11 protein-coding genes are annotated in these 22,644 nt (G+C 34.5%); 5 read left to right on the forward strand and 6 right to left on the reverse strand.

The window, feature by feature from the left end; genetic code table 11:
* Window position 1: 1 nt before the first annotated feature.
* The 4 genes from HJ01_RS07210 to HJ01_RS07225 all read left to right on the forward strand — a co-directional run bounded on the left by HJ01_RS07210 (window position 2) and on the right by HJ01_RS07225 (window position 7,539).
* Entirely contained in the window at window positions 2-1,600 is a 1,599-nt protein-coding gene (locus tag HJ01_RS07210; protein WP_007137688.1) for a glycoside hydrolase family 32 protein, read from the forward strand.
* A 12-nt stretch (window positions 1,601-1,612) separates the two neighbouring features.
* Window positions 1,613-4,762, forward strand: coding sequence for a SusC/RagA family TonB-linked outer membrane protein (locus HJ01_RS07215; protein WP_040473764.1), 3,150 nt, complete (start codon window positions 1,613-1,615; stop codon window positions 4,760-4,762).
* 10 nt (window positions 4,763-4,772) lie between these two features.
* Window positions 4,773-6,512, forward strand: coding sequence for a RagB/SusD family nutrient uptake outer membrane protein (locus HJ01_RS07220; RefSeq protein WP_007137690.1), 1,740 nt, complete (start codon window positions 4,773-4,775; stop codon window positions 6,510-6,512).
* A 130-nt stretch (window positions 6,513-6,642) separates the two neighbouring features.
* On the forward strand, window positions 6,643-7,539 hold the full coding sequence (locus tag HJ01_RS07225; RefSeq protein ID WP_007137691.1) for a carbohydrate kinase family protein: 897 nt from the start codon (window positions 6,643-6,645) through the stop codon (window positions 7,537-7,539).
* Between the two features lie 365 nt (window positions 7,540-7,904).
* On the opposite strand, the gene HJ01_RS07230 is transcribed toward HJ01_RS07225, so the two are convergent.
* The 3 genes from HJ01_RS07230 to HJ01_RS07240 are packed head-to-tail and all read right to left on the reverse strand — an operon-like array spanning window position 7,905 to window position 18,425.
* On the reverse strand, window positions 7,905-8,822 hold the full coding sequence (locus HJ01_RS07230) for a hypothetical protein (RefSeq protein ID WP_007137693.1): 918 nt from the start codon (window positions 8,820-8,822) through the stop codon (window positions 7,905-7,907).
* Window positions 8,823-8,882: 60 nt separating this feature from the next.
* Complete coding sequence (locus HJ01_RS07235; protein WP_007137694.1) at window positions 8,883-17,456, reverse strand: LamG domain-containing protein; 8,574 nt, start codon at window positions 17,454-17,456, stop codon at window positions 8,883-8,885.
* Window positions 17,457-17,507: 51 nt separating this feature from the next.
* Entirely contained in the window at window positions 17,508-18,425 is a 918-nt protein-coding gene (locus HJ01_RS07240; protein WP_007137695.1) for a tail fiber protein, read from the reverse strand.
* Between the two features lie 544 nt (window positions 18,426-18,969).
* Here HJ01_RS07240 and HJ01_RS17625 point away from each other — a divergent pair.
* Entirely contained in the window at window positions 18,970-19,674 is a 705-nt protein-coding gene (locus tag HJ01_RS17625; protein ID WP_157999915.1) for a helix-turn-helix domain-containing protein, read from the forward strand.
* 238 nt (window positions 19,675-19,912) lie between these two features.
* On the opposite strand, the gene rpe is transcribed toward HJ01_RS17625, so the two are convergent.
* The 3 genes from rpe to HJ01_RS07260 form a co-directional block, all read right to left on the reverse strand.
* A complete protein-coding gene (gene rpe, locus HJ01_RS07250; RefSeq protein WP_007137697.1) occupies window positions 19,913-20,575 on the reverse strand; it encodes a ribulose-phosphate 3-epimerase in 663 nt (220 codons plus the stop codon).
* A 185-nt stretch (window positions 20,576-20,760) separates the two neighbouring features.
* Window positions 20,761-21,375: a hypothetical protein gene (locus HJ01_RS07255; RefSeq protein WP_007137698.1), complete on the reverse strand. Its 615-nt coding sequence runs from the start codon at window positions 21,373-21,375 to the stop codon at window positions 20,761-20,763.
* Between the two features lie 353 nt (window positions 21,376-21,728).
* Window positions 21,729-22,592 (reverse strand): RNA polymerase sigma factor RpoD/SigA, encoded by an 864-nt coding sequence (locus HJ01_RS07260; RefSeq protein ID WP_007137700.1) that lies wholly within the window; start codon window positions 22,590-22,592, stop codon window positions 21,729-21,731.
* Between the last annotated feature and the right edge of the window lie 52 nt (window positions 22,593-22,644).

Genomic DNA, 22,644 nt, shown 5'->3' on the forward strand with positions numbered 1-22,644 from the left:
TATGAAGACAATAATTAAAAAAGAATTTTTCAGACTCTTGTGCTGCATTATGTGTACGGTTGTCTTAGTTGGGTGCAAGCAATCTATACTGGATGAAAAGAAAGATTTAACAGAATCAGAATTATACAGACCTAACTTTCATTTCACTCCTAAAAAGGGCTGGATGAATGACCCTAATGGAATGTTTTACTATAATGGGTACTACCACCTTTTTTATCAGTATTACCCAGATTCAAATGTATGGGGACCTATGCATTGGGGACATGCGATAAGTACAGATCTTATTTCATGGACAGAGAAGCCTATCGCTCTTTATCCAGATGAAAAAGGGTATATTTTTTCTGGAAGTGCGGTTGTTGACGTTAAAAACACTTCAGGTTTTGGGACTTTAAAAAACCCTCCTATGGTCGCTATGTTTACGTATCACGATATGGTAAAAGAAAAAGCAGGGGAGATTAATTTTCAATCACAAGGAATTGCCTATTCGTTAGATGAGGGTTTGACGTGGACTAAGTATGAAGCGAACCCAATTATTAAAAATCCAAATATTAAAGATTTTAGAGACCCAAAGATGACTTGGGACGCGATTCATCAGCAGTGGATAATGGTATTAGCAGCAGGCGACAGAACAATGTTTTATGGTTCTAAAAATTTGAAAGACTGGAAGCTTCTTTCGGATTTTGGAAAGAATATTGGCGCTCATGGTGGTGTTTGGGAATGTCCAGATTTTTTTCCTATGCTAGTTGACGGTACTGATGATTACAAGTGGGTAATGTTGTTAAGCATAAACCCGGGAGGACCTAACGGAGGTTCTGCTACGCAATATTTCGTAGGTGATTTTGATGGAACAACATTCGTTATAGACGAGTCTTTTTCAAAAGAGGTGCAACAGCAAAAAGGGCTGTGGTTAGATTATGGAAGAGATAATTATGCGGGTGTTACTTGGTCCAACATATCTGAGGTTGACGGAAGAAAATTATTTATAGGTTGGATGTCAAATTGGGATTATGCGCAAAAAGTACCAACAGAAACATGGAGAAGCAGTATGACTATTCCTAGAGAATTAGTGCTTGTAAAAGAGGGTGGTCATTATATTGTTTCTTCTAAACCGGTGAAAGAATTACAAAATTATATTGCAAAGACTATTAAAAAAGATGCACTTATAATAGATAAGGAAACGGTTTTGATAGACAAAGAATTAGTTGATTTGGCAAAGCTAGATATTCGCTTTTCTTTAAAGGATCTTAAAAAGGATGTTTACACCTTTTCATTGTCGAATGATGCTAACAATAAAATTGAATTTGGAATCAATAAAAAAGAGAACTACTTTTTTATCGATAGATCAAAATCAGGAAAAGTGGCTTTCTCTGATCTTTTTGCAAAGAATATTTCAAAGGCTCCTTTTAAGGATGACTTTAATCAAATGGATGTAAGGATACTTGTTGATAAAACTTCAATAGAAATTTTTTATAATAATGGGAAAACGGTAATGACCGAAATATTTTTTCCAGACAAACCGATGGAATATTTTTCTGTTTCTAAAGCAGATACTAAATATACCATTGAAAACTTAATTATTAACCAACTCAATTTTAACTAAACCAACTAAATTATGAAACACAAAATTATTCTCTACTTAATCTTAATGGGATCCTTTTTTTCTTTATCGGCCCAAAATATAGGAATCAAAGGAGTAGTAACTTCTTCTGAAGATGGTATGTCTCTTCCTGGAGCATCAGTACTAGTTTCTGGTACGAATATAGGAACGTCTACAGATCTTGACGGTCGGTTTTCGATTAACAATGTAGACAAAAATGCAAGTATAATATTTACTTATACAGGTTATGCTTCTCAAACGATTCAGCTTAATGGTCAAACTACTTTAAATGTTTCATTGAAATCAGAGTCATTAAAATTAGATGATGTTGTAGTAACAGGTTATTCTAAAGAGAAAAAAGCTGATTTAACTGGAGCTGTTACAGTAGTAGAGTTGAAGCCTATAACGGGTCAAACTTTGAGCTCAGGAAATGCCATGCAAGCTTTACAAGGAAGGGTTGCTGGTTTGACAATTGAAAAGTCAGGAGATCCAAGTGGCGCAAATACTAGAATTTTAATTAGAGGGGTAAGTACACTGGGGAATACAGATCCTTTGTATGTTATCGATGGAGTTCCTACGGTAAGACCTGAGGTTTTTGCTAGTTTGAATCCAAGTGCGATTGCATCTATTCAAGTCTTAAAAGATGCTTCAGCTTCTTCTATTTATGGATCTAGAGCTGCTAATGGGGTAATCATTGTTACAACTAAGAATGCTTCAAAAGGAGATGTTACAACCGTTTCTTTTAGCACAAATGTTTCCGTTCTTTCTGAGAAAAAACAACGTTACAAAATGCTTAATGCTTTAGACAGAGGAAAAGTGTTATGGCAAGCATCTGTTAATGATGGAGCAAGTCCATCTGGTGGCTATGGTGAAATCTATAATTTTGATTGGAATAATGATTTTAACAATCCAGTTTTGAATAGTGTAAGTGTACAGCCATTTGTAGGAGGTGATACGACTGTTCCTGTAGGCGACACGGATTGGCAAGATACTATGTACAAAACAGGTCTACTTATTAATAACGACTTATCGATATCTGGTGGATCTGATAAAGCAAATGCGGTATTGAACATGGGGTATTTAGATAATTCTGGTATGTTAAAATATACTAATTATGAAAGATATTCTACCAGATTGAATGCCAATTTCAAATTATTCAATGACAAAGTAAGGTTTGGTGTTAATTCACAATTTACGCAATCAAATGAAAGAAGTGCAGCCAAAGATGTAGGAAATACACTTACGCCTAGTTTGGCAATATCTTTGGCGCCAACTATTCCTGTATACACTAGCACTGGAGAATATGCTGGGCCAATTGGTTCTGGATATTCAGATAGAAATAATCCACTGTTGATGCAATACCTTAACAGATGGGATAATACTAGAAAAATGTCGTTGTACGGAAATGTATTTACTGAAATTGACATTTTAAAAGGACTGACTTTTAGAAATAGTATAGGAATGGATTTTAGTGATTTCAAAAATAAAGACATAGAACCTACTGTTAGTAATGGGTTTATTACAAGAAGTGTGAATAGTTTGACTGTGGATACCAATAAATATTCAAGCCTAACAATTTCTAATACTTTAAATTATAGTTTAAAAATTTCAGATCATAAATTTGGTTTCCTTATTGGAACGGAATCAACTAAAACTGATTTTACCTCTCTATACGGACGTGCTGAAGGTTTTGCTGTTGAATCAGAATCTTATTTTACGCTTGCTGCTGCAACTGGGTCAAGAACGACTAACGGTACATCTACAGGGAGTAGATTACTTTCTCAGTTTGGAAAATTTAATTATGCTTTTTCTGACAGATATTTAGCCTCATTTACTATTCGTAGAGATGGTTCATCAAGATTTGGTCAAGATAATAGATATGGAGTTTTTCCAGCTGTTACCGCAGGTTGGAGAATCAATAATGAAGAATTTCTCAAAAACGTAACAGCAGTTTCAAACCTGAAACTACGTGCTGGTTATGGTGAAGTAGGAAATCAATCCATTGGAGATAATGCTCGTTTTGGTCTATATGAAGCTAGATATGGTCCTAATCAAAATGTATATTTCCCAGATTTTTTCAATATTTATTATAATGTAGGAACTGCTTATGATTTGAATGGAGCTAATACCGGAAATTTGTCTTCAGGATTTGTATCTATACAGTCAGGAAACTCTGGGCTTAAATGGGAAACAACTAAAGAGATTAACGTAGGTTTAGATTTTGGTTTTTTTGGAGATAAGCTATCAGGTTCATTTGATTATTTTTCTAGAAATACAGAAGGTATCTTAATTGTTCCACCAGTAGCTTCGGCAGTTGGTGAAGGGCAACAACGATTTGTAAATGGAGCATCTACCGCAAATAAAGGATGGGAGCTTACCTTAGGATATGCAGAAACCTTATCTAATGGTTTGTACTTTAATGTAACCACTAATTTTGGTGCAACAAAAAATAAAATTACTGATTTGCCAGAAGAAGTGAGAGCAGCATACCCAGGAACAGCAGCAAATTCGATAATTGGTCATTCTCAATTTGAAATATTTGGTTATAAAACCGAGGGTTTGTTTCAAAGTCAACAAGACATTGATTCACATGCTACTCAAATTGCATCTCGTTTGGGAGGGATAAAATATGTTGATGTTAATTCTGATGGAGTGATTAATTCTGATGATAGAACTTTTATCGGAAGTACTCTTCCAAAATTAGAATATGGTATTAACATCAGTTTAGCGTATAAAAATATTGACTTCGCCATTTTTGGTTCTGGTGTAGCAGGAAGAATTGGACAGGATCCATATATCTATTGGAATAATTTTGTTCAAGGTAGAGAAAATGCTGGGCCAGGAACTTTGAATGCTTGGACTCCTTCTAATACAAATACGGATGTACCTTCTCTTTCATTAGCAAATAATGACAATAAAGTTTCTGATTATTTATTTAGAAATAATTCTTATTTCAAAGTTAGAAACATGCAAATTGGGTATTCATTATCAGATAAATTAGTTCAAAAGTCTGGGTTTATAACTAGCTGCCGAGTTTACGCGCAAGGAGAAAATTTATTTTGGTTTACACCAAAAGGATATATAGGACAAGACCCAGAACGAACAGATGTTAATAGAATACCAGTACCAACTACATTGTCATTAGGTGTAAACTTTAATTTTTAATTAATTATCCATGAAGAAATATACTAATATAGTTACCATTTGTTTATCAATTTTATTTTTGACATCATGTAGCTCCGATTTTTTAGATTATGAACCAACAGGAGTATTATCTTCTGGAAATGTGGCAACAGCAGAAAATGCAGATGCCCTTGTTACCGCAGCATATGCAGCAATAGGGAATGATGAAATGGTAGGGCCAATAACGAACCAATGGGTATATGGAAGTGTGCGATCTGATGATGCCTACAAAGGCGGAGGTGGTCGTGGCGATGTTGATGTGATTGATACTTACGAACAATACAATACAACTATTGCAGATTATGGTGACTGGATGTTACCTAGAACATGGACCAATCATTATAAAGCCATTTCTAGAGCTAATTTTGCTTTGTCAGTTATCAATGCAATTCCAGATGCCGAGTACCCATTAAAAAAAGTAAGGCAAGCGGAATTACGTTTTTTAAGAGCACATTCTCACTTTATGCTAAAGTTGTTGTTTAATAAAGTTCCTTATATCACAGAAGAGCTTACGCAAGAAGATATATTAAAGACATCAAATGATCTGTCAAGTGATGCTTTATGGAATAAAATTGCGGAGGATTTTAAATTTGCTTACGATAATTTAGAACAGTCTCAAGAGCAAGTAGGGAGAGCTGATAAAAATGCTGCAGCTGCTTATCTCGCAAAATTAAGTTTATATCAGGCATACAAGCAAAATGATGCGCATCAAGTAACAAGTGTAGATGCTGCAAAATTACAGGATGTGATAGATTATGCTGACAAAGTTACGGGCGCTTTAGAGCCAGATTACGGATTTGATTTTTTAGACGGACATGACAATGGTGTTGAATCAATTTGGGCTGTTCAGTTTTCAATTAATGATGGTACAAATACTGGAAGAGTAAGTTTTGTTACGGGATTGAATTCTCCTCACGGGACACCTTTATATGGATGTTGCGGTTTTCATATGGCTAGCCAAAATATGGTGAATGCTTTTAAAACGGATTCCAATGGTTTACCATTATTAGACACTTTTAATAATTCAGATATTTTTAATTCAATAACTAATGGGGTTGCGCCATTAACTGCAGGAGTTACTCTTGATCCAAGAATTGACCATACTGTAGGAGTTCCAGGAAGACCATTTAAATATAAAAACACTTTGAATGCTTCAGGCGATATGATTTATAATTTTAGTTGGGCTAGAGATCCAGGTGTTTATGGATATTTTGGAAATATGAAAGAGCAACAATCTCCTGACTGTTCTTGTTACGTAAAAAACGGACCATTTGTAGGTACTTCTAAGAACGTTGATTTTATTAGATATGCAGATGTTTTATTATTTAAAGCAGAAGCATTAATTCAATTAAATAGATATGCAGAAGCATTGCCTTTAATTAATCAAATTAGAGCTAGGGCAGCTGCAAGTGGATCTATGCCATTAGCTGCAGGGGCATCAAATGTATATAAAGTACAGCCATATGTTTCTTTTCCTTCAAAAAGCTATGCGATGAAAGCACTTATGTTTGAAAGACGTTTAGAATTTGGAATGGAAGGACCGCGATTCTTTGATTTAGTTAGATGGGGAATTGCTGAACCTGTTTTGAATGCTTATCTTACTACAGAGAAAACAAAAAGGGATTTTCTTGCCAATGCTAAGTTTACATCAGGTAGAGATGAGTATTATCCAATACCTCAGAGAGAAATAGATTTTACAGCAGGTTTGTACAAACAAAATCCTGGTTATTAAGGTTGAAATTTGTTTTGATGTTTGTTTAAATGGTGTTAAAGGCAAGATATATTCTTGCCTTTAACTTTATAATATTTTGTGGGATAGGTTACTTTTGTACTTATTCTTAATTTTTTAATATGGTTTTATTATGAATGTAAAGTACACTTTAAGTGCTGTTTGTTTTGGAGAAGTTCTATGGGATGTTTTTCCAACACATAAAAAAATTGGTGGAGCGCCATTGAATGTTGCTTTGCGAATGAATTCTTTTGGAGTAGAAACGACTATGATAAGTCGTGTTGGTGCTGATGAAAATGGAGAAGATATCTTGTCTTTTTTAAATAATCAAGAAGTCACTACTGATTTAATTCAGGTAACCAAGGAATATAAAACGGGTGCGGTTAATGTAATGATTAACGAAAAAGGAAATGCTTCCTATGATATATTGTATCCTTCTGCTTGGGATAAAATTGTAGTAACAGAAATGATGGATAAGGTAATTTCTGAAGCAGATGTTTTTGTATTTGGAAGTTTAGCATCCAGAGATGAAGTTTCTAGAAAAACTTTGATTTCTCTTTTGGACAAGGCAAAATATAAAGTTTTTGATGCAAATCTAAGAGCTCCATATTATACCACTGAGGTACTAGAAGAGCTTATGCAAAAAGCAGATTTTATTAAATTGAATGATGAAGAGTTGCGTGAAATAAGTAGAGAGTTAGGTTCTCCGTACAATTCATTTGAACAAAATATTAAATTCATTGCTGAGAAAACCAATACGAAACAGATTTGCGTAACCAAAGGAGAATTTGGGGCTGTTTTATATTATAATGATAAGTTTTATTACAATAGTGGTTACTTTGTAAAAGTAGTAGATACGGTCGGTGCAGGGGACTCCTTTTTAGCATCGTTAATAGTACGATTATTAAGGGGGAAATCACCTCAGAAATCATTAAATTATGCTTGTGCAATCGGCGCTTTGGTAGCTGGACAAGAAGGAGCAAATCCACAGATTTCTGAAAAGGAAATTAAGAAATTCATGATGATTTAATAAAAATAAATCAATTAAGAATAATTAAAAAATCTCTATTATAGACTGAACCTAAAAGGTAAGACAAGTTTGTAATTAATTTAAGCAAAATGAGCTCGATAGTCTATCGGACTCATTTTGTTTAAATACATCAAGAATACTTCTTTTATTTTAGTTTTGCGGGTAATAAAAGCCAATCATTTATAAAATCAGTTTCCTGATTTAGACTAATGTCAAAGGTTTTAACGGAGAAAATTATTTTACTAATACAAAATCTCCTTGCGGGACACTTCTACAGGGTAATGAATCTGCTTTGCATCCTGAGAATAAAAAAAGAACGATTAGAGCTCCGAAAATCTTCAAGCTTTTTTTAATTGTTTTCATTGTTATTTTTCTTTTAATATAATGTTTATTAGCTTCCATTCATTGCCTATTGTTACTATATAAGAGTCCGTTTCAAGATCTGAAAAAAGAGCTTCTCCATTTGTAATCTGTTTGGTTAAAATCGTTTTCCCATTAGTTGTTAGTACTACTGAAGCGCCTTCTTGTACAGAGACCACTTTTATCACACCATCTATATCGCAAACGGCATCTTTTTTATAGAACAAGGTTGGAGTACCAGTTTGATTTATTACAACCGCATAATTACTGAGACTTGATTCATCTTCAGACAGCACTTCGTATGTTATTGTTGAAGAATAATTATCTGTAACCTCCCCTGATTTTTGTACAATTCTGTTTTTAAACAATTTCGCACCTGTACTCAAGGTGAATACTGGTTTTAGTGCAGTTAAAGGGTAACGGTCATACAAAGTGATGTTGATTTTACCACTGTTAATAACTGATGAGACACTCTTAGTGTCCATAAAATCAAACGTTAGAATTTCGGACTTATCATTAAGGGCAGGTTCTGAGATGCTATAGGATTGAAATAAGTTTCCTTTGTGCTCGTTTACTTCAAACGTTACTTGCTTGCTGACAACCGCAATTTTGTTAGTTGTACTATCATACAATTTGAAGGATATCGTTTCTCCTTGTGAATTAGAAAACACGGTGAGGTAGGCATAATAATTTGCTTCGCCAGCAACATAAGTAACGCCACTTATTCCTCTGCAGCTACTGCCAACAAATGCCGCAACTTTGTCATTTTTGCCAGTTAATGGTTTTCCGTCCACATTTAGTTTTGCGACAAAAGTCATTGTATATTGATAGTCATTCTCATTCACTGACCAAGTGGGAGCCTGTGCGAATAACACTTGGAAAGAAAAGTGAAATAGTATAAATAAAAATGCTGTTTTTTTCATAAAAAAGATATTTATTCCGGAAAAGGATTCTTTAGATAGAGCGTTTCCGGAATTATTATTTTAGTTTTTTATTATTTTTTCTATAATTATTTTACCACCAATATGTAATTGAAGAAGATAAACACCAGAAGGTATCGCAGGATTTATTTTCAATACGGCGGCATCTGAATTTATTTTAAAAGTATCTTCAAAGACGATTTGACTGAGCATGTTATAAATTAATATTTTAGCGTCACCTCTCTCTTTGGTTTCGATTGCTATTTCAAGTTCGTGATAAAAAGGATTAGGGAAGACACTTATTTTTTCTTCCGCTAAACCAATTAGAAGTGGATTAGCAACACTACCCAAGATAGCATCCGTAGAAAAAACAATCGATTTGGTTGTAGCTTGGGCGCTATTATTTTTACCAATGTAGGCTGTAAGTGTTTCTGGTTGATTACCATAAATTGTTATGAAAGCCAGATTCGTACCTTCAATATTTTGAATTATAGTATTTCCTCTTAGTTGGCCAGTCTCATTGTAAAATGCTAAATTTTCAAATCCGTTGGGTAATTTTACTACAGCACTCATCGTATTTGGAAACTGCGCGTATTGGTTAGACAATATTTCATCTTCTGTACCGCTTGTGATTCCAGCCTTTTGAGCGCTCATTTTACCAGTTGATTGGTTTAAGTATTCCGGATAAGTAAACTTTTGGGCTGTATTAGTTTTTAACATATAGCCTTCTCCTGCTTTTAAATAGGATAGTGATCCTTTCCATCCAATTGACGAACTGTATATAGCAAATAAAGACTGAGATTTAATAAAATCTCCTTCACTGGCATTAAGGTTAGCTAGTGCATCTGTAACCAATACGTTTTTCGAAACAACAAAAGGCAGCCAATTCCAATTTTGGCTTAAATCAAAAAACCATGTATTTAAATCAACAGGAACACCTTTAATGTTTAATTTTTGTGCCGCTGATAGTTTTATTTTGTACATTTTATTGTTTGAAATTCCACCATTACTAGATATGGTTCCAGACCATCCACTTTCAGTTGGATTTGAGTTGACCTGGTAGGCATCAAATAATGCAGGAGCATTTGATTTTATCAAATCCGAAGTATTTAGAACAAGGGGTTTTGTAAGCGCATTTAAATTCCCGAATCGGGCATCAGTTACGTTAAAAGAGGTCCATGTCCAGCCTTGGTTAAAGGATATTTGCTGACCAGTTACTTCGGTATTGTTAAAAATAGCGGGACTGGTATAAGTTCCAATAACTTCATCTGCCATATAAGGGATAGTGAATTCGTTGTTTAAAGTGGCTTCTTTTAATTTTCCATCGGAAGCATCCCAAATATAAAATGAAATATTTTCTCCGCTAACTTCATTACTATAAATCGTCAGATATACAAGGTATTCCTTAAAACTTGCATCATATATAACACTTGCTTTACCGCGAACTTCGCCGTTTACTGTAGCCACCACCCTGTCATAAAGATCATCTGTAAAAAAATTAGCTAATTTTACTTTTCCGATGATACTCATTGATTGGCTAAACTTGCTGGGATCGAGTTCTAATACAGGTTCTTTTTCTAATACCCTTAAATCCAATTGGATTTTTTCGTTATAACCATAATTGGTAGCTAGAGATAAAATAGTATTGTAATTTCCAATTGCTAGATCACGGTCAACGGTTACCGTTAATGTCATCTTTGTGTTAGGGGCAATGGTTCCTGAATTTGTTGATGATGTTAGCCAGTTTGGCAATTCAACAGTGTAAGGCTGTGTTGTTCCGCCTCGATTGATTATGGTAATATCAAATGAGAGGTTTTCATTGGTTCTTTTTATTAAATTCACCACATCAGTATGTCCTTCAACAAACCATTTCATAGGACTTTTATTAATTAGGGCGCTCCAGGTAACTGGTGATTCTTGCCTATTGTCAGCCATGTCATTAAGGTTAGAAACCGTAATGTAAGCTACTTTTCCTTCTATACTTGACCAGTTTGTAATTTGTGGATTTAGTGCTATTTGATCACCATTTATTACCGCATTGACAACAATGGATTCTGTAGGACGGAATGACTTAATAGCTGGGGTTTCATCAGAAAAAGCAAGTGGTTTACTGTTTAATGAAGCATAACTACTTGTTTTTTCGAACGTATTTAAGGGATAATAATATTTTGGCCCAAAAGCATTCGCAGTTTCCGGTTTATTAAAGGTGGAATATAATAATAGCCCTGTACTGTTAAAATCGAGTTCGTTGTATCGATCTGATTTTATTTGTTCGGCATTTCGGGCTGTTTGCCAAAGACACAATTCGTCTAGTAAACCCACATAATTTTGGTCTATGCTTAAAGGACTGATTTGACCTCGGGCACCAATGAAGATATTACTCGAAGTAAATCCTCCTAAATCATGACTTGCAAAAGATTCTACCTGATTACCGTCAATATACATTCTGACAGAACCATTTCTGGTTAAACTTAATGCAACATGATGCCAGCTGTTATTATTTACTTTAACAGTTCCAAATGGAAATGTTTTTGCTTCTGCCTGCAGTTCCATGTTACCATTAGTATTCAGATTTATTGCCCATTTATTTCTATATCCATTGCTTTCTATAGCATCAGTAGCATCTCCTTTACCATTAGAAAATAATGTTGCAGCGCCAGTTTGATTGGTTTTCATCCAAAAGGAAAGTGTAGCATCCATTTCTTTAGAAATAACTACTTTGGCAGCATCTGAGAGAGTCAGATAATTAGTCCCATCGAAGTTGTAGGCAGTACCTTTTGGAGTAATATCCCAATTGGTATTAGTAATAACAAGATGTTTGTATCGGGCCAAATCATTTGCAATTAACCCATTTCCTTCGTTTATAGGCCAATATCCTAAAAGATCTGTTTCGTTACCGTTTAACACGTTATTCATATTGGCTACCGCTGCTTCTCTTGAGACACTGCGTTTCCAGAATCGCATATCGTGTACGTTTCCTTTGAAAGTGTTACCTCCTAATATGATAGGATTCTCATTAGTGAAGTTTAATTTGGTAGTGAGCGGTTGCACTTTTCTTTCTAAGTCATTTTCGATGATTCTCAGGATATTAGCTGTAGCATCATAAGAAAGGGTGTAATGGTTGAACGTATTGTCTTTGGTAATCATTGTACTAATACTTTGACCACCAATAGTGTATTTTAAATCACTATCTATCAATTCAATTTTAATTCCATTACTTTGGTTTAATAGTATAGATGTTCCAGTCGGACTTGAATTTTTTAACCAAAATTCGATACTAAAATCGCCAGTGGTGATCGCTGGTTTATTAATAGTGGCTGTATTACTTGAACCGTTAAAAGCTAGAGAAACTTCATGTTTTACTGGGCTTTGGTTTTTTTGAACTAAAAATTCAAATTTTGTGACAGTACCATTGGTTTTAACGGGTTCATTAAATTGTAATGTTATATCATCCCCTAAACCTAAAATACCGTTTTTTGGTGTTGGTGTGCCAAAAAGTACAGGAGAAGTAAGATCTACTTTCCCTTCTATAATAGCAGATTCAAAGGCAGTTTGATTATTGCAACTAGTACGAGCTCTTAGTTCATAACTTCCATTAGCTAAACCTAATCTTGCAATGTCCCAAGCATAATTTAATTCGGTACCTACTATCAATTCGATATTAGTATCTCCACCTGTAAAGGCAATATCATAATCTTGTTGATTTTTATAATAGGTTCTTAATCCAATCCAGTTGGGAGTGCCTTTTAATCGGTATTCTAAGTTGATTTTTTGGAAACTAGCAAAACTGGTATTAAAATCACCCAGTTTTATATTTACTGGTTTCGTTTCGTTTCCATTGTAGGCAGTATTTCTATTTAATAGCCAGTTGTTTGATGGTGCCATAATAGCTACTGGGGAACAAGCAGGTACAAAAGTTGCCGATACTAAAACACTAGCTGTTGCATTTTGATCACAAACTGATTCTAGAGATACTTTTATGTTTTTATAGTCAAACTGGTCTTGTTTAACTTTTTTAAGTGTCATGGTATAGGCTACGGTTTTACCAGCGGGAATATTTACAATAGTTCCGTTAGGCTCAATGTTGATTGCCGCATTATCTGGATTGGTCGCTTGGTCAACATAAAGTTTAAAACTAGCATCTTTATTTGCAGTGCTTGTATTACGCAATTGAAGTACAAATTCTGCATTTCTACCGTCAAATATTCCTGCAAGATCTGCTGCTTCAACTGTTATTTCTGGTTTTTCTAAAGCAATGGTTGCTATTGTTAAAGGCACGCGACTCGGTTCAGGCAAATCTACAATTGTAGCTGATGGACTAGTAGCATTGGGATGCGTTGGGTTATAAAAATAGGATAGTTCTGCTCCCTCGTATGGACACGAAGTTTGTCCTCCTTTAGTAATAAAAATGGGACCATTTCCATCAAAAGCATTAATTACATCTATACTGAATGTATTATTTGAATCACCATCTTTTAGTGTATAACTAATGTTTGTAGTATCTTCAGAATTGTTTTCACTCGAATTGCCAGAACCAGACCCATTACTGGTGGTACTTTCCATAGCAAAACCAGCTCCATTAAATTCAGCGCCAACAGCTGCTACAAAAGATTGATCTAATTGTAATTCGTATGAATAGGTACTGGCACTTAAACGCCCTATTTGATACCCTTTTGTCAATTCTCCAATACCAGAATCGAATGAAACATTTTCAAAAAACGTTTTATTTAATAAATCTTTAAGTTGCTTAGCCGATTCAGACAACGTATTTGTCGCCGGATCTTTCAAACTTTCTATAATGGCGTTTAAGGAAGACTTTAATTTGTCTTTATCAGTAAGCGCTTGGTATTTAGTTAATTCATTATTTAAAATTATTTTTCTCCAAAGATTGATAGACGAGTTGTAAGCGCTTTTAGAAAGTACACCATTCTGGTTTTCAATAAGGACCCCCGATTCAATTTGGTTAATAATATCTAAAGTTTGAGGTATAATTTCAGTTAAGATATGATGCTGCGTATACATAAATACCGTTTTTTCTGGTGACTCATTAAAATACATTGCCTTATTTACTTTAGGATATAGTTTTGTAGCTGCAGTTTGAGTGCCATTAACATAAGTTACATCAATAGTAGGGCTTGAATTAGCTGTTGTTGAAGTCACTAATTCATCATAAGTTCCATAAAATTGGTTAGCTGAAGTCCCTATATATAAATCGGCATCACCACCAACCCAATCCGGATTATCACTTGTTGAAATGGTTTGGTTAAAACTATAAGTAGTACTTACGCTTTTTCCGTTGCTAGACGATTGTTGCGTACTTACACCGGTTGTTAAATCGTTGGTGCTTTCTGTCTCCATTACGGGCCCTGCTAGGCCTCCTCCTAAACTAAGTGTGAAGCCAAGAGAAACAGTGGTGTCTAAATTGCTTCCATTACTGGAGCTAGATGTGTTTTCTTTAGAGAAACTAAAAGAAGAACCCTTTTCTATGGTTGCAGAACTTCCTGATCCCGGCGGATCTCTTAATATAATATCTGGCAATTGTGGGCCTGCAGTAACAAACGTTTGTGAACCATCCGCAACTCCTCCTAATATAATTCCGTCTTTGTTATAACCCGTTAACGGATAATCAATTCCATTTGATCTGTATTTTAAATCAATAGTTCTCTTAAAACCAGTTGCTGCATCTGTATTGGGTGTTCCCCCTTTAAAACTATAGGTTAATATGCTTGGATCTGTAGTCGAAACTACTACTTTCTCACTGTTTTCTAAAGCCAAATTATTAGTAGCAATTAAAGTGCCTCCTTCAACCGGAACGGTATTGATTACAGGTGCGCTAGCACTTTTATCATAATTATAATACAGTTCCTGACCTTGAACCTGAATGCTGTAATCGCCAAACTGGGTATAAATTGGAGTTTTTTGTTGTGCCGATACCGTGTAGGTAATTCCGCCAGCGATTATTGTTTTATCAGAAGTTTGGCTTAATACCTTTTGCGTCGGGTTTGCGATATGAGCAAATTTCAGCACTTCCTGATAGGGTTGTCCTGTGATAGTATCTTTTCCCTGAATAAATGTTGGATATTGTAATCCTTTTATAGCCGTAAAATTGATAGTTCTGTCTGCGTCTAAAATTGGAGTGTTATCCGGATTTTTGCCACTGGTAAATGTTAAATCATTTTTAGATAGCATGTAATTTAAGGGCAATAAAGAAACACGGTATTCCCCTGTTTCAGTATTGGTTAAAAAACTGCTTTTATATTCTGGAGTAACACTGTTGGCACCCGTTGGTAGGTAACCGAGGGTTAATTGTGCTATTCCAATATTATTTTCAGAAGTATAAATTGTAGATCGGCTTACTCCGTTTGCGTCTTTATATGGATACGCTTTTTTTCCATCGTAACCAAAACCAATTTTCCTATCGGCTTGTACTGTTCCCCCCACAACTCTACCAACTACAATCACTTTAGTATTGTCAATAAAAGTAATGGGTTCATCACGGTCTTCAAAAAAGTCTTGATAAGTATTGGTATATGTAGTCACTCCGTTCGCTACAGAAGCCTCTTTTGCAGGATATCTTCCGTCAAAATCAAAAGTATGTCCACTTTTGGTTATGCTAATGGCGTGTTTTCCTATAGGTACTTCTATAGTAAATCGACCATTAATATCCGTTTGAATGGCTACATTATTGGCGTCAATTGCTTGTACATTATCAATGCTTACAAAGGCTCCTGGAACAGGTATTTGCGCATATCTATGCAGTTTTGTGATTTTCCCCGTAGCATCTTTTTCTGCCCAATATTCTCCTTTTTGGTATTTTACAGTCCCTTTTACATAGGCATTATATACCTCATCATCCTTAATATCTCCTGTTATTGGTGCATCAGAAGTAGTAGGAAAAACACCTCTACTATCATAAACAGCAATCCCTTTAAATACAAAAGAAGAATTATCAATAAAGTCTATTTTATTTACCACTGTAGAGCCTACGCCTAAAAAGGCTAATTGCTGCGAAGGATTAAATTCATGCTTTCCAAGTGAAGGTACAATGGTAAAAGAATCGCCATTACCACTATAGGGAACAGCTGATATTACATAATTACCAAACTCATCTGTTACACCTAAAACACCCAATTGACTGCTAGTTGGGATGTTGTTGCCTGTATTGTCAAATGTAGGTGTTTGAGCAGTGGTTAATAATGAATTGCTCAGTTTGGCATTATTCCCATGGAAATTAAAGCCAGTATGGGCCATGTCATACGCATAATCGCCAATTTTCTCGTTAGCACTGATGTAGGTGTTTAGAAATGCTTCATTTCCGTTTAAATAACGACGGTAATCTCTTTTGATTTGGGAAGGACTCAATGCTGTTTCCCATACCCTAAATTCATCTAAATAGGCATTTGCGCCTCCACCCATCTTAAAGTGTGTCCAAGTCTGGGGTTGTCCAGTAGGAGAAGTATTCAAATTTACACTACGATGTAAAATGTCAATTCGCATTGCAGGCAGTCCCTTTTTGGCTAAAATTCTCGTCATTTCAGCTTTGTAACCAACTTCAATAAATCGTCCATTAATGTAAAATTTAGGAACGTCATTATCTCTAATTACTACACTAAAATGGGTGAAAACTTTAGTTATATTGCTTATTGGGAGTAAAATATCGTCTCCATTATTATCAATTTCGCCACTTGGGTAATAATCAAAAGCAGCAACATATGCGGCCCCCAAGTATAATTGGACGTAGTGATTAGCCGAATAATTGACCTTAAAAGTTAAAGATTGGTCGGCATTGCTTTCTAAAGTGTATAAAGATATTCCTGAGCTTGCATCAATTTCTGGCTTTACCCAAGCTTGTAAGGTGATAGAATCTTTCAAACTTTGATTCAATCGGGGTACAGAGGCATAGCCGCTGGCAGGAATTTTTAATGAACTCCCAATACTTAACTGACTGCCCGTTGGGTTAGCTACTACCATTACATCTTTCACCGGATTTCCGCCTGTAAAAGTGATGTTACCAGTAACTACACCTGTTGGATTTCTATAACCTATACCTGTAATGTAAGTTGAATATAGAATCTCTAAACCGTCAATTTCAACACCTTTAGCTGCTATTTTATAGCGATACAGTTTACCGCCTTCTATATTGGTATCTACAAAGGTTCCCGCGTCTGCAGCAAGTGTTTTTAGTGATTTTCCCCAATTTGGATTTGGACTGTCAATATCCTCCGTTCGGTATACCGATATACTGATAATTTTTTCTCGGTTCATTTTCACATCCCAGTTGATCTCAATTCTATCACTGAAATACCCTTTAGATACTGTGAAGGCATCTTCTGAAAAAGTATTGTATCGATACCGAATTCCCCAAGGAAAACCTAAATCTTTCGTGTAATTTTGTGTAGGGTTATTGGTATATGGCTTATCCGTTACCCCCATATAAGGCATTCCCACTTGTAAACTTACCTTTTGTATGGTGAAAGTTTTATTTACCCCATTGACCTTTTGGGTTAAGGTGTGGTTAAGGTTTTCTTTTGCAGAAGCAGCAGCACCAATTACAGTGGCAACACCTTTTTGTTCCTGACCGAATAGCGTGCTATAGCTTAACAACAGTAAGCATAGCGCATAAATGTATTTCGTCATGTGTAGGTTTTATTAGGATAGTAAGAAATAGGATAGAAAAGCAGACTATGATTATATTTTGATAATATAGTTTACTCCGTAGTTGATGGGGCGGGTTTCTGTGCCACCTGTATTGTTTGTATTTCCTGAGGCAGTATGAGTATGGGCTCCATCATATCCAATGGTTTTAGAATTTACTAAATTTACTTCTTCACCGCTACCGTTATTATTATCTGTGCCACCAACAGTATACTTACCATCCATACTTAATACTCTATTAAAGTTGCTGTTGTCATTATGATTGTGGCTACCTGCAGAATTCGTGGGTAAACTAGCCGCATGCAAATGCGATTTTAGATCATCCTGCTGGATTGCTTTTAATTCAGGACCTTCATAACAACCATAAGCGTTACACTGGCGTCCAATACCACGTAAAAAAATTCCTTTTAAGTCTGGGGTGTTGGTACTGCCACCCAATAGTGCTTTTAAATTTGCTGTAATAACCACATCAAGTGAAGCAAAAGAACTTCCATTACAAAGCAGCCATCCATTAGGTGCTGTCGTTCCTATAAAAGGCATTATAGAGCCAGTAGGAACTCCGTTTTGCGCAAAAATAGCATAAGGAACTGCTTGTAATTTTTCATTAGAAAAAACCACGCTGCCTTGCACTACTTTTAAATAAGTAGATTGGCTACTAATTTTACCATAAATTGTTTGATCTATATCTAATACATAAGAGAATACACCAAAATTATCAGTTTTTACATTGGCTGATTTAGTAAGTATAACTTGCTCACTATTACCGGTACCTAAATAGTATACAGTAAATACCAGTGCTAATTGATCAATGTTAGCTATCGCGGCATTGGTTTCGTCACGTGCAATTCCTTGGATAGACATTCCTGAAGAAGTTACATTCGTTTGTGCATTGACATTTGTAGTTAAAACAATAGCGATAAAAGCGAAGAGAGTTAGGTAGATTTTTTTCATGGGAGAAAAGAGGGTTTAATTATTTTTTAACAAATAACAATAATACTAGCGCACAAACAACATCTTATCTGTACAAAACTTATATTTGTTACATATTTTGATTATTTGACACATGTTTTTAGATCTTATATCGTTATTCGTCGGTTTTTTATGCATTTTGATAGTATGTTTTATGATTTTTAATAGAATTGAAAATCATAAAACGAATACTTATTTTGTGCTTATTTTGTTTATTGTAGGCATACAAAGGTTTGTTTACAGCATTGAATTTTTAGGTCTTATAGAAAATTCATATAACCCATTAAAGAAAAAATTATCTCTAGCTTTGTATATTGTTCCTATTTATTTTTTATTCTTTAGAAGATTAATTAAAGGGTACGATCGACTTAAAAACGAATTTTTACACTTTATTTTACCAACATTGTTTGTTTTTGTAAATATGGTATATGAAATTAGCTATCTATTCTTTTTTTTCTACTCTACGTTTTATTTTATTTTGATTCTTCTTCTTTTCAAGAAGTTTATATATCGAAAGAACACATCAATGCTTGAGATAATTAGTTATCGCGAGATTAAGACCTGGTTATTATTGATGATTAGTTTAACTTTTTTATTATTCGTTTATTCTAATTATTTTTTATTTAGCGGAACGAATCCTAAAATGAATTTAGGTTCATTTTATAGGTATTCATCATTACTGTGGTTATTGCTGCTTATTTACATGTTTAAAAATCCAATTGTAATATTCGGAGAGCACTATTTGTTGAAAAACATGCATTTAAATGAGTCAACAGAATTTTTAGTATGGAGTAGAAAGCTTTTAAAGCCAGTGGAAGAAAAAGACAAAGTAGTGTATACTACTATTTCAAAGAGAATCGATTTTATTATTTCGGATATTCAAATTCTTCAGAAATCAGTCCCTATGTTGACTACGACAACTTTTACCGCAAGTACTTTGTCTAAAAAATTAATAATACCAAAACGTCATTTAGAGTTTGTTTTTAAGTATTATTGTCATTATTCCATTAATGATTTTAGTAATCTAGTAAAAATAACTTATGCATTATCACTCATTAAGGAAGGTTATCTTGATAGCTACACAGTGGCCTCATTGGGTGAAAAATGCTTGTTTAATTCCCGATTTACATTTTCAAAAAATTTCAAAAAATTTATCGGGATTTCGGTGAGTGATTATATAAATAGCACTGTTAAATCAAAGCTGTTTTCTGTAAGAGCTGTTGTATCATAAATTTGAAAGAAGTCGTTGTGAATTGCGATGAAATGGTACACAATGAGAAATTAAATAATAATAATAACGATTATTATTTCGACAGTGCAATTATAAATAGCAAGTAAAAGATCTTGCCTAAAAGCTATCTCATCAATTATGGAACTTTATAATGATGTACACCAATCTGTATTGAAATAATCTGTGAGGTAAAAATAAAGTCCCAATCTGTAAGATTAGATTAGGACTTTTTATTTCTTTAAAAACTTGTTAGTTTTTTTAATTCTTTAATCGTTTCAGTAGGGTTTTCTGCCTTGAATACATAGCTTCCGGCCACTAGAACATCTGCTCCAGCTTGTACTAGTTGTTTTGCGTTTTTGTTGGTTACACCACCATCCACTTCAATTATAGTTGATGCTCCTTTTCTAATGATCAAATCTTTTAGTTTTTTCACTTTAGCATAAGTGTTTTCTATAAAAGACTGACCTCCAAATCCTGGATTCACACTCATGATACAAACTAGGTCAATATCATTAATAGTGTCTTCTAACAAGTCAATGTTAGTGTGTGGGTTGATTGCAACTCCAGCTTTCATCCCTTCCGCTTTTATAGCTTGTAGCGTCCTGTGAAGGTGTGTGCAGGCTTCGTAATGCACGCTTAGGATATTTGCACCTAATTCAGCAAAAGTCTTAATGTAACGATCCGGATCTACTATCATCAAATGCACGTCGATGGTTTTTTTTGCATGCTTGTTAATCGCTTCCAAAACAGGCATTCCATAAGAGATGTTCGGAACAAAAACACCGTCCATGATGTCAATGTGGAACCAGTCTGCTTCACTTGCATTAATCATTTCGATGTCGCGCTGTAAATTTCCAAAATCGGCCGCTAGAACAGAAGGTGCAATTAATGTATTCTTCATAGTAGTTAAAGTAAGTGTTGTTTTTGCAAAGATAGTTTTTAAAATAAAAACAATTATCAGATTAGGATAAAACTAATTTTTTTGGATTGATAAATGGGGTCGTTAATATGAAGTAAAAAAGCTTATTAGAAACATTTTTAGTTGTTTAAAAATAAGCTTTTTTTATAAATTGTATAGCAAAAGAATCAGTCTAATTTAGAAAACGGAAATTTTTTCAGGTAAGATTTTAATTCGTCTAATTGGATTTTAGTTCCTTCCAAATTAATCTGGTATCTGCCTTTATAAATCAACGTTATTGATGATGACCTATCAGCATCTGGATTAGTGTCGTTTTCTGTTAATGCTTTTACTCCGTCTATTTCTTCTGTTTTTTTAGTTGTCGTACTGTCTATTGATTCTGTATCAGCTGCAAGTGACATATGGGTAATCGCAATTAATGCACTACCGGCTTCACCAGCGCCGTCAAAAATAGATACTTTTAGGATCTTGCCACTGTTATCAACGTAAGTTGCATCAGATGAGCTTAGTCCTACCGTTGCTGTATTTCCAGCATTAAAACTGCTTCTTTTAAAATTGTCTAATTTTTCAGATAATATTTGTTTATATAGCTCTTTAGGTATTGGTTTCAGTTTTTTTAACTCTTCTGTATGCTTTTCATAATCTTTTATGGCATCCGTTGCTTTGTTGATGTTTTTCATGGTTTTTCTAGATTCCAATAATCCTGGCTCGCTGTTTATTTCGGCCTCTTTTTTACAGGCAATTACGGTTAGTAGGCTTAGTGCTATGATAAGTTTTTTCATGTTATTTTTAATTTAAAAAATAAAGATATAAATTAATGTGTTTTATATAAACGTTTTATATTAATTTATTCTATAATTGGGTTTGTGTAAGGATTACAATGAAAATCCTTTTATTCTTTTGTTTTGAAAGTAAAAGATGGGAGGGAAAGTGCGACCCGAAGTTTTTACTTAGTGAAATACCAAGAAAGAGGCAAGAGAGAAGTAATCGAGAAATGGGTTTTATTAAAAAATAAAACTCCGGTAATCAGCCGGAGTTTCAATCATCAATCAAAAAACGAACAGTCAATCAAACTGTTGTTCATTTTGAATTAAAAGATTTAAAATTTAAAAATTTTAATTGGGGAATATTTTGATTAACCTAAATAGGTTTTTAGTATTTTACTTCTTGAAGTGTGTTTCAATCTTCGGATAGCTTTTTCTTTTATTTGACGAACACGCTCGCGGGTCAGGTCAAAAGTTTCACCAATTTCTTCAAGTGTCATTGGGTGTTGATCACCAAGACCAAAGTACAAACGTACTACATCAGCCTCTCTTGGAGTCAATGTTTCTAATGAACGCTCGATTTCAGTACGCAATGATTCGTGGATTAATTCTCTGTCAGGATTTGGAGATTCACCAGAACGCAATACATCGTAAAGGTTAGAATCTTCTCCTTCTACAAGAGGGGCATCCATTGAAAGATGACGACCAGAGTTTTTCATAGACTCTTTTACGTCGTTGACTGTCATGTCAAGTTCTTTTGCAATTTCCTCAGCAGATGGTGGACGCTCGTTAGATTGCTCTAACAAAGCATACATTTTGTTGATTTTATTGATAGAACCAATTTTATTTAAAGGCAAACGAACGATACGAGATTGCTCTGCCAAAGCTTGTAGTATCGATTGACGAATCCACCATACAGCGTACGAGATGAATTTGAAACCACGTGTTTCATCAAAACGTTGCGCTGCTTTGATCAATCCTAAATTCCCTTCATTAATTAAATCAGGAAGTGTAAGTCCTTGATTTTGATATTGTTTTGCTACCGAAACAACAAAACGTAAATTTGCTTTTGTTAATTTCTCTAAGGCTTTTTGATCCCCGGCTTTAATCTTTTGTGCTAATTCTACTTCTTCGTCAGCGGTAATAAGGTCAACTTTTCCAATTTCTTGTAAATATTTGTCTAATGAAGCAGTTTCACGATTGGTAACCTGCTTGGTAATTTTAAGTTGTCTCATGTTTTTGTCTCCTCAAGTTTTAAGTGTACAAATAGTTATACGTATGGATCAT

The organism is Flavobacterium frigoris PS1 (assembly GCF_000252125.1).
Taxonomy (GTDB): Bacteria; Bacteroidota; Bacteroidia; order Flavobacteriales; family Flavobacteriaceae; genus Flavobacterium; species Flavobacterium frigoris_A.

Coding starts and splice junctions, on each gene's coding strand:
- HJ01_RS07210 (WP_007137688.1), top strand. CDS start 2: ATGAAGACAATAATTAAAAAAGAATTTTTCAGACTCTTGTGCTGCATT.
- HJ01_RS07215 (WP_040473764.1), top strand. CDS start 1,613: ATGAAACACAAAATTATTCTCTACTTAATCTTAATGGGATCCTTTTTT.
- HJ01_RS07220 (WP_007137690.1), top strand. CDS start 4,773: ATGAAGAAATATACTAATATAGTTACCATTTGTTTATCAATTTTATTT.
- HJ01_RS07225 (WP_007137691.1), top strand. CDS start 6,643: ATGAATGTAAAGTACACTTTAAGTGCTGTTTGTTTTGGAGAAGTTCTA.
- HJ01_RS07230 (WP_007137693.1), bottom strand. CDS start 8,822: ATGAAAAAAACAGCATTTTTATTTATACTATTTCACTTTTCTTTCCAA.
- HJ01_RS07235 (WP_007137694.1), bottom strand. CDS start 17,456: ATGACGAAATACATTTATGCGCTATGCTTACTGTTGTTAAGCTATAGC.
- HJ01_RS07240 (WP_007137695.1), bottom strand. CDS start 18,425: ATGAAAAAAATCTACCTAACTCTCTTCGCTTTTATCGCTATTGTTTTA.
- HJ01_RS17625 (WP_157999915.1), top strand. CDS start 18,970: ATGCTTGAGATAATTAGTTATCGCGAGATTAAGACCTGGTTATTATTG.
- rpe (WP_007137697.1), bottom strand. CDS start 20,575: ATGAAGAATACATTAATTGCACCTTCTGTTCTAGCGGCCGATTTTGGA.
- HJ01_RS07255 (WP_007137698.1), bottom strand. CDS start 21,375: ATGAAAAAACTTATCATAGCACTAAGCCTACTAACCGTAATTGCCTGT.
- HJ01_RS07260 (WP_007137700.1), bottom strand. CDS start 22,592: ATGAGACAACTTAAAATTACCAAGCAGGTTACCAATCGTGAAACTGCT.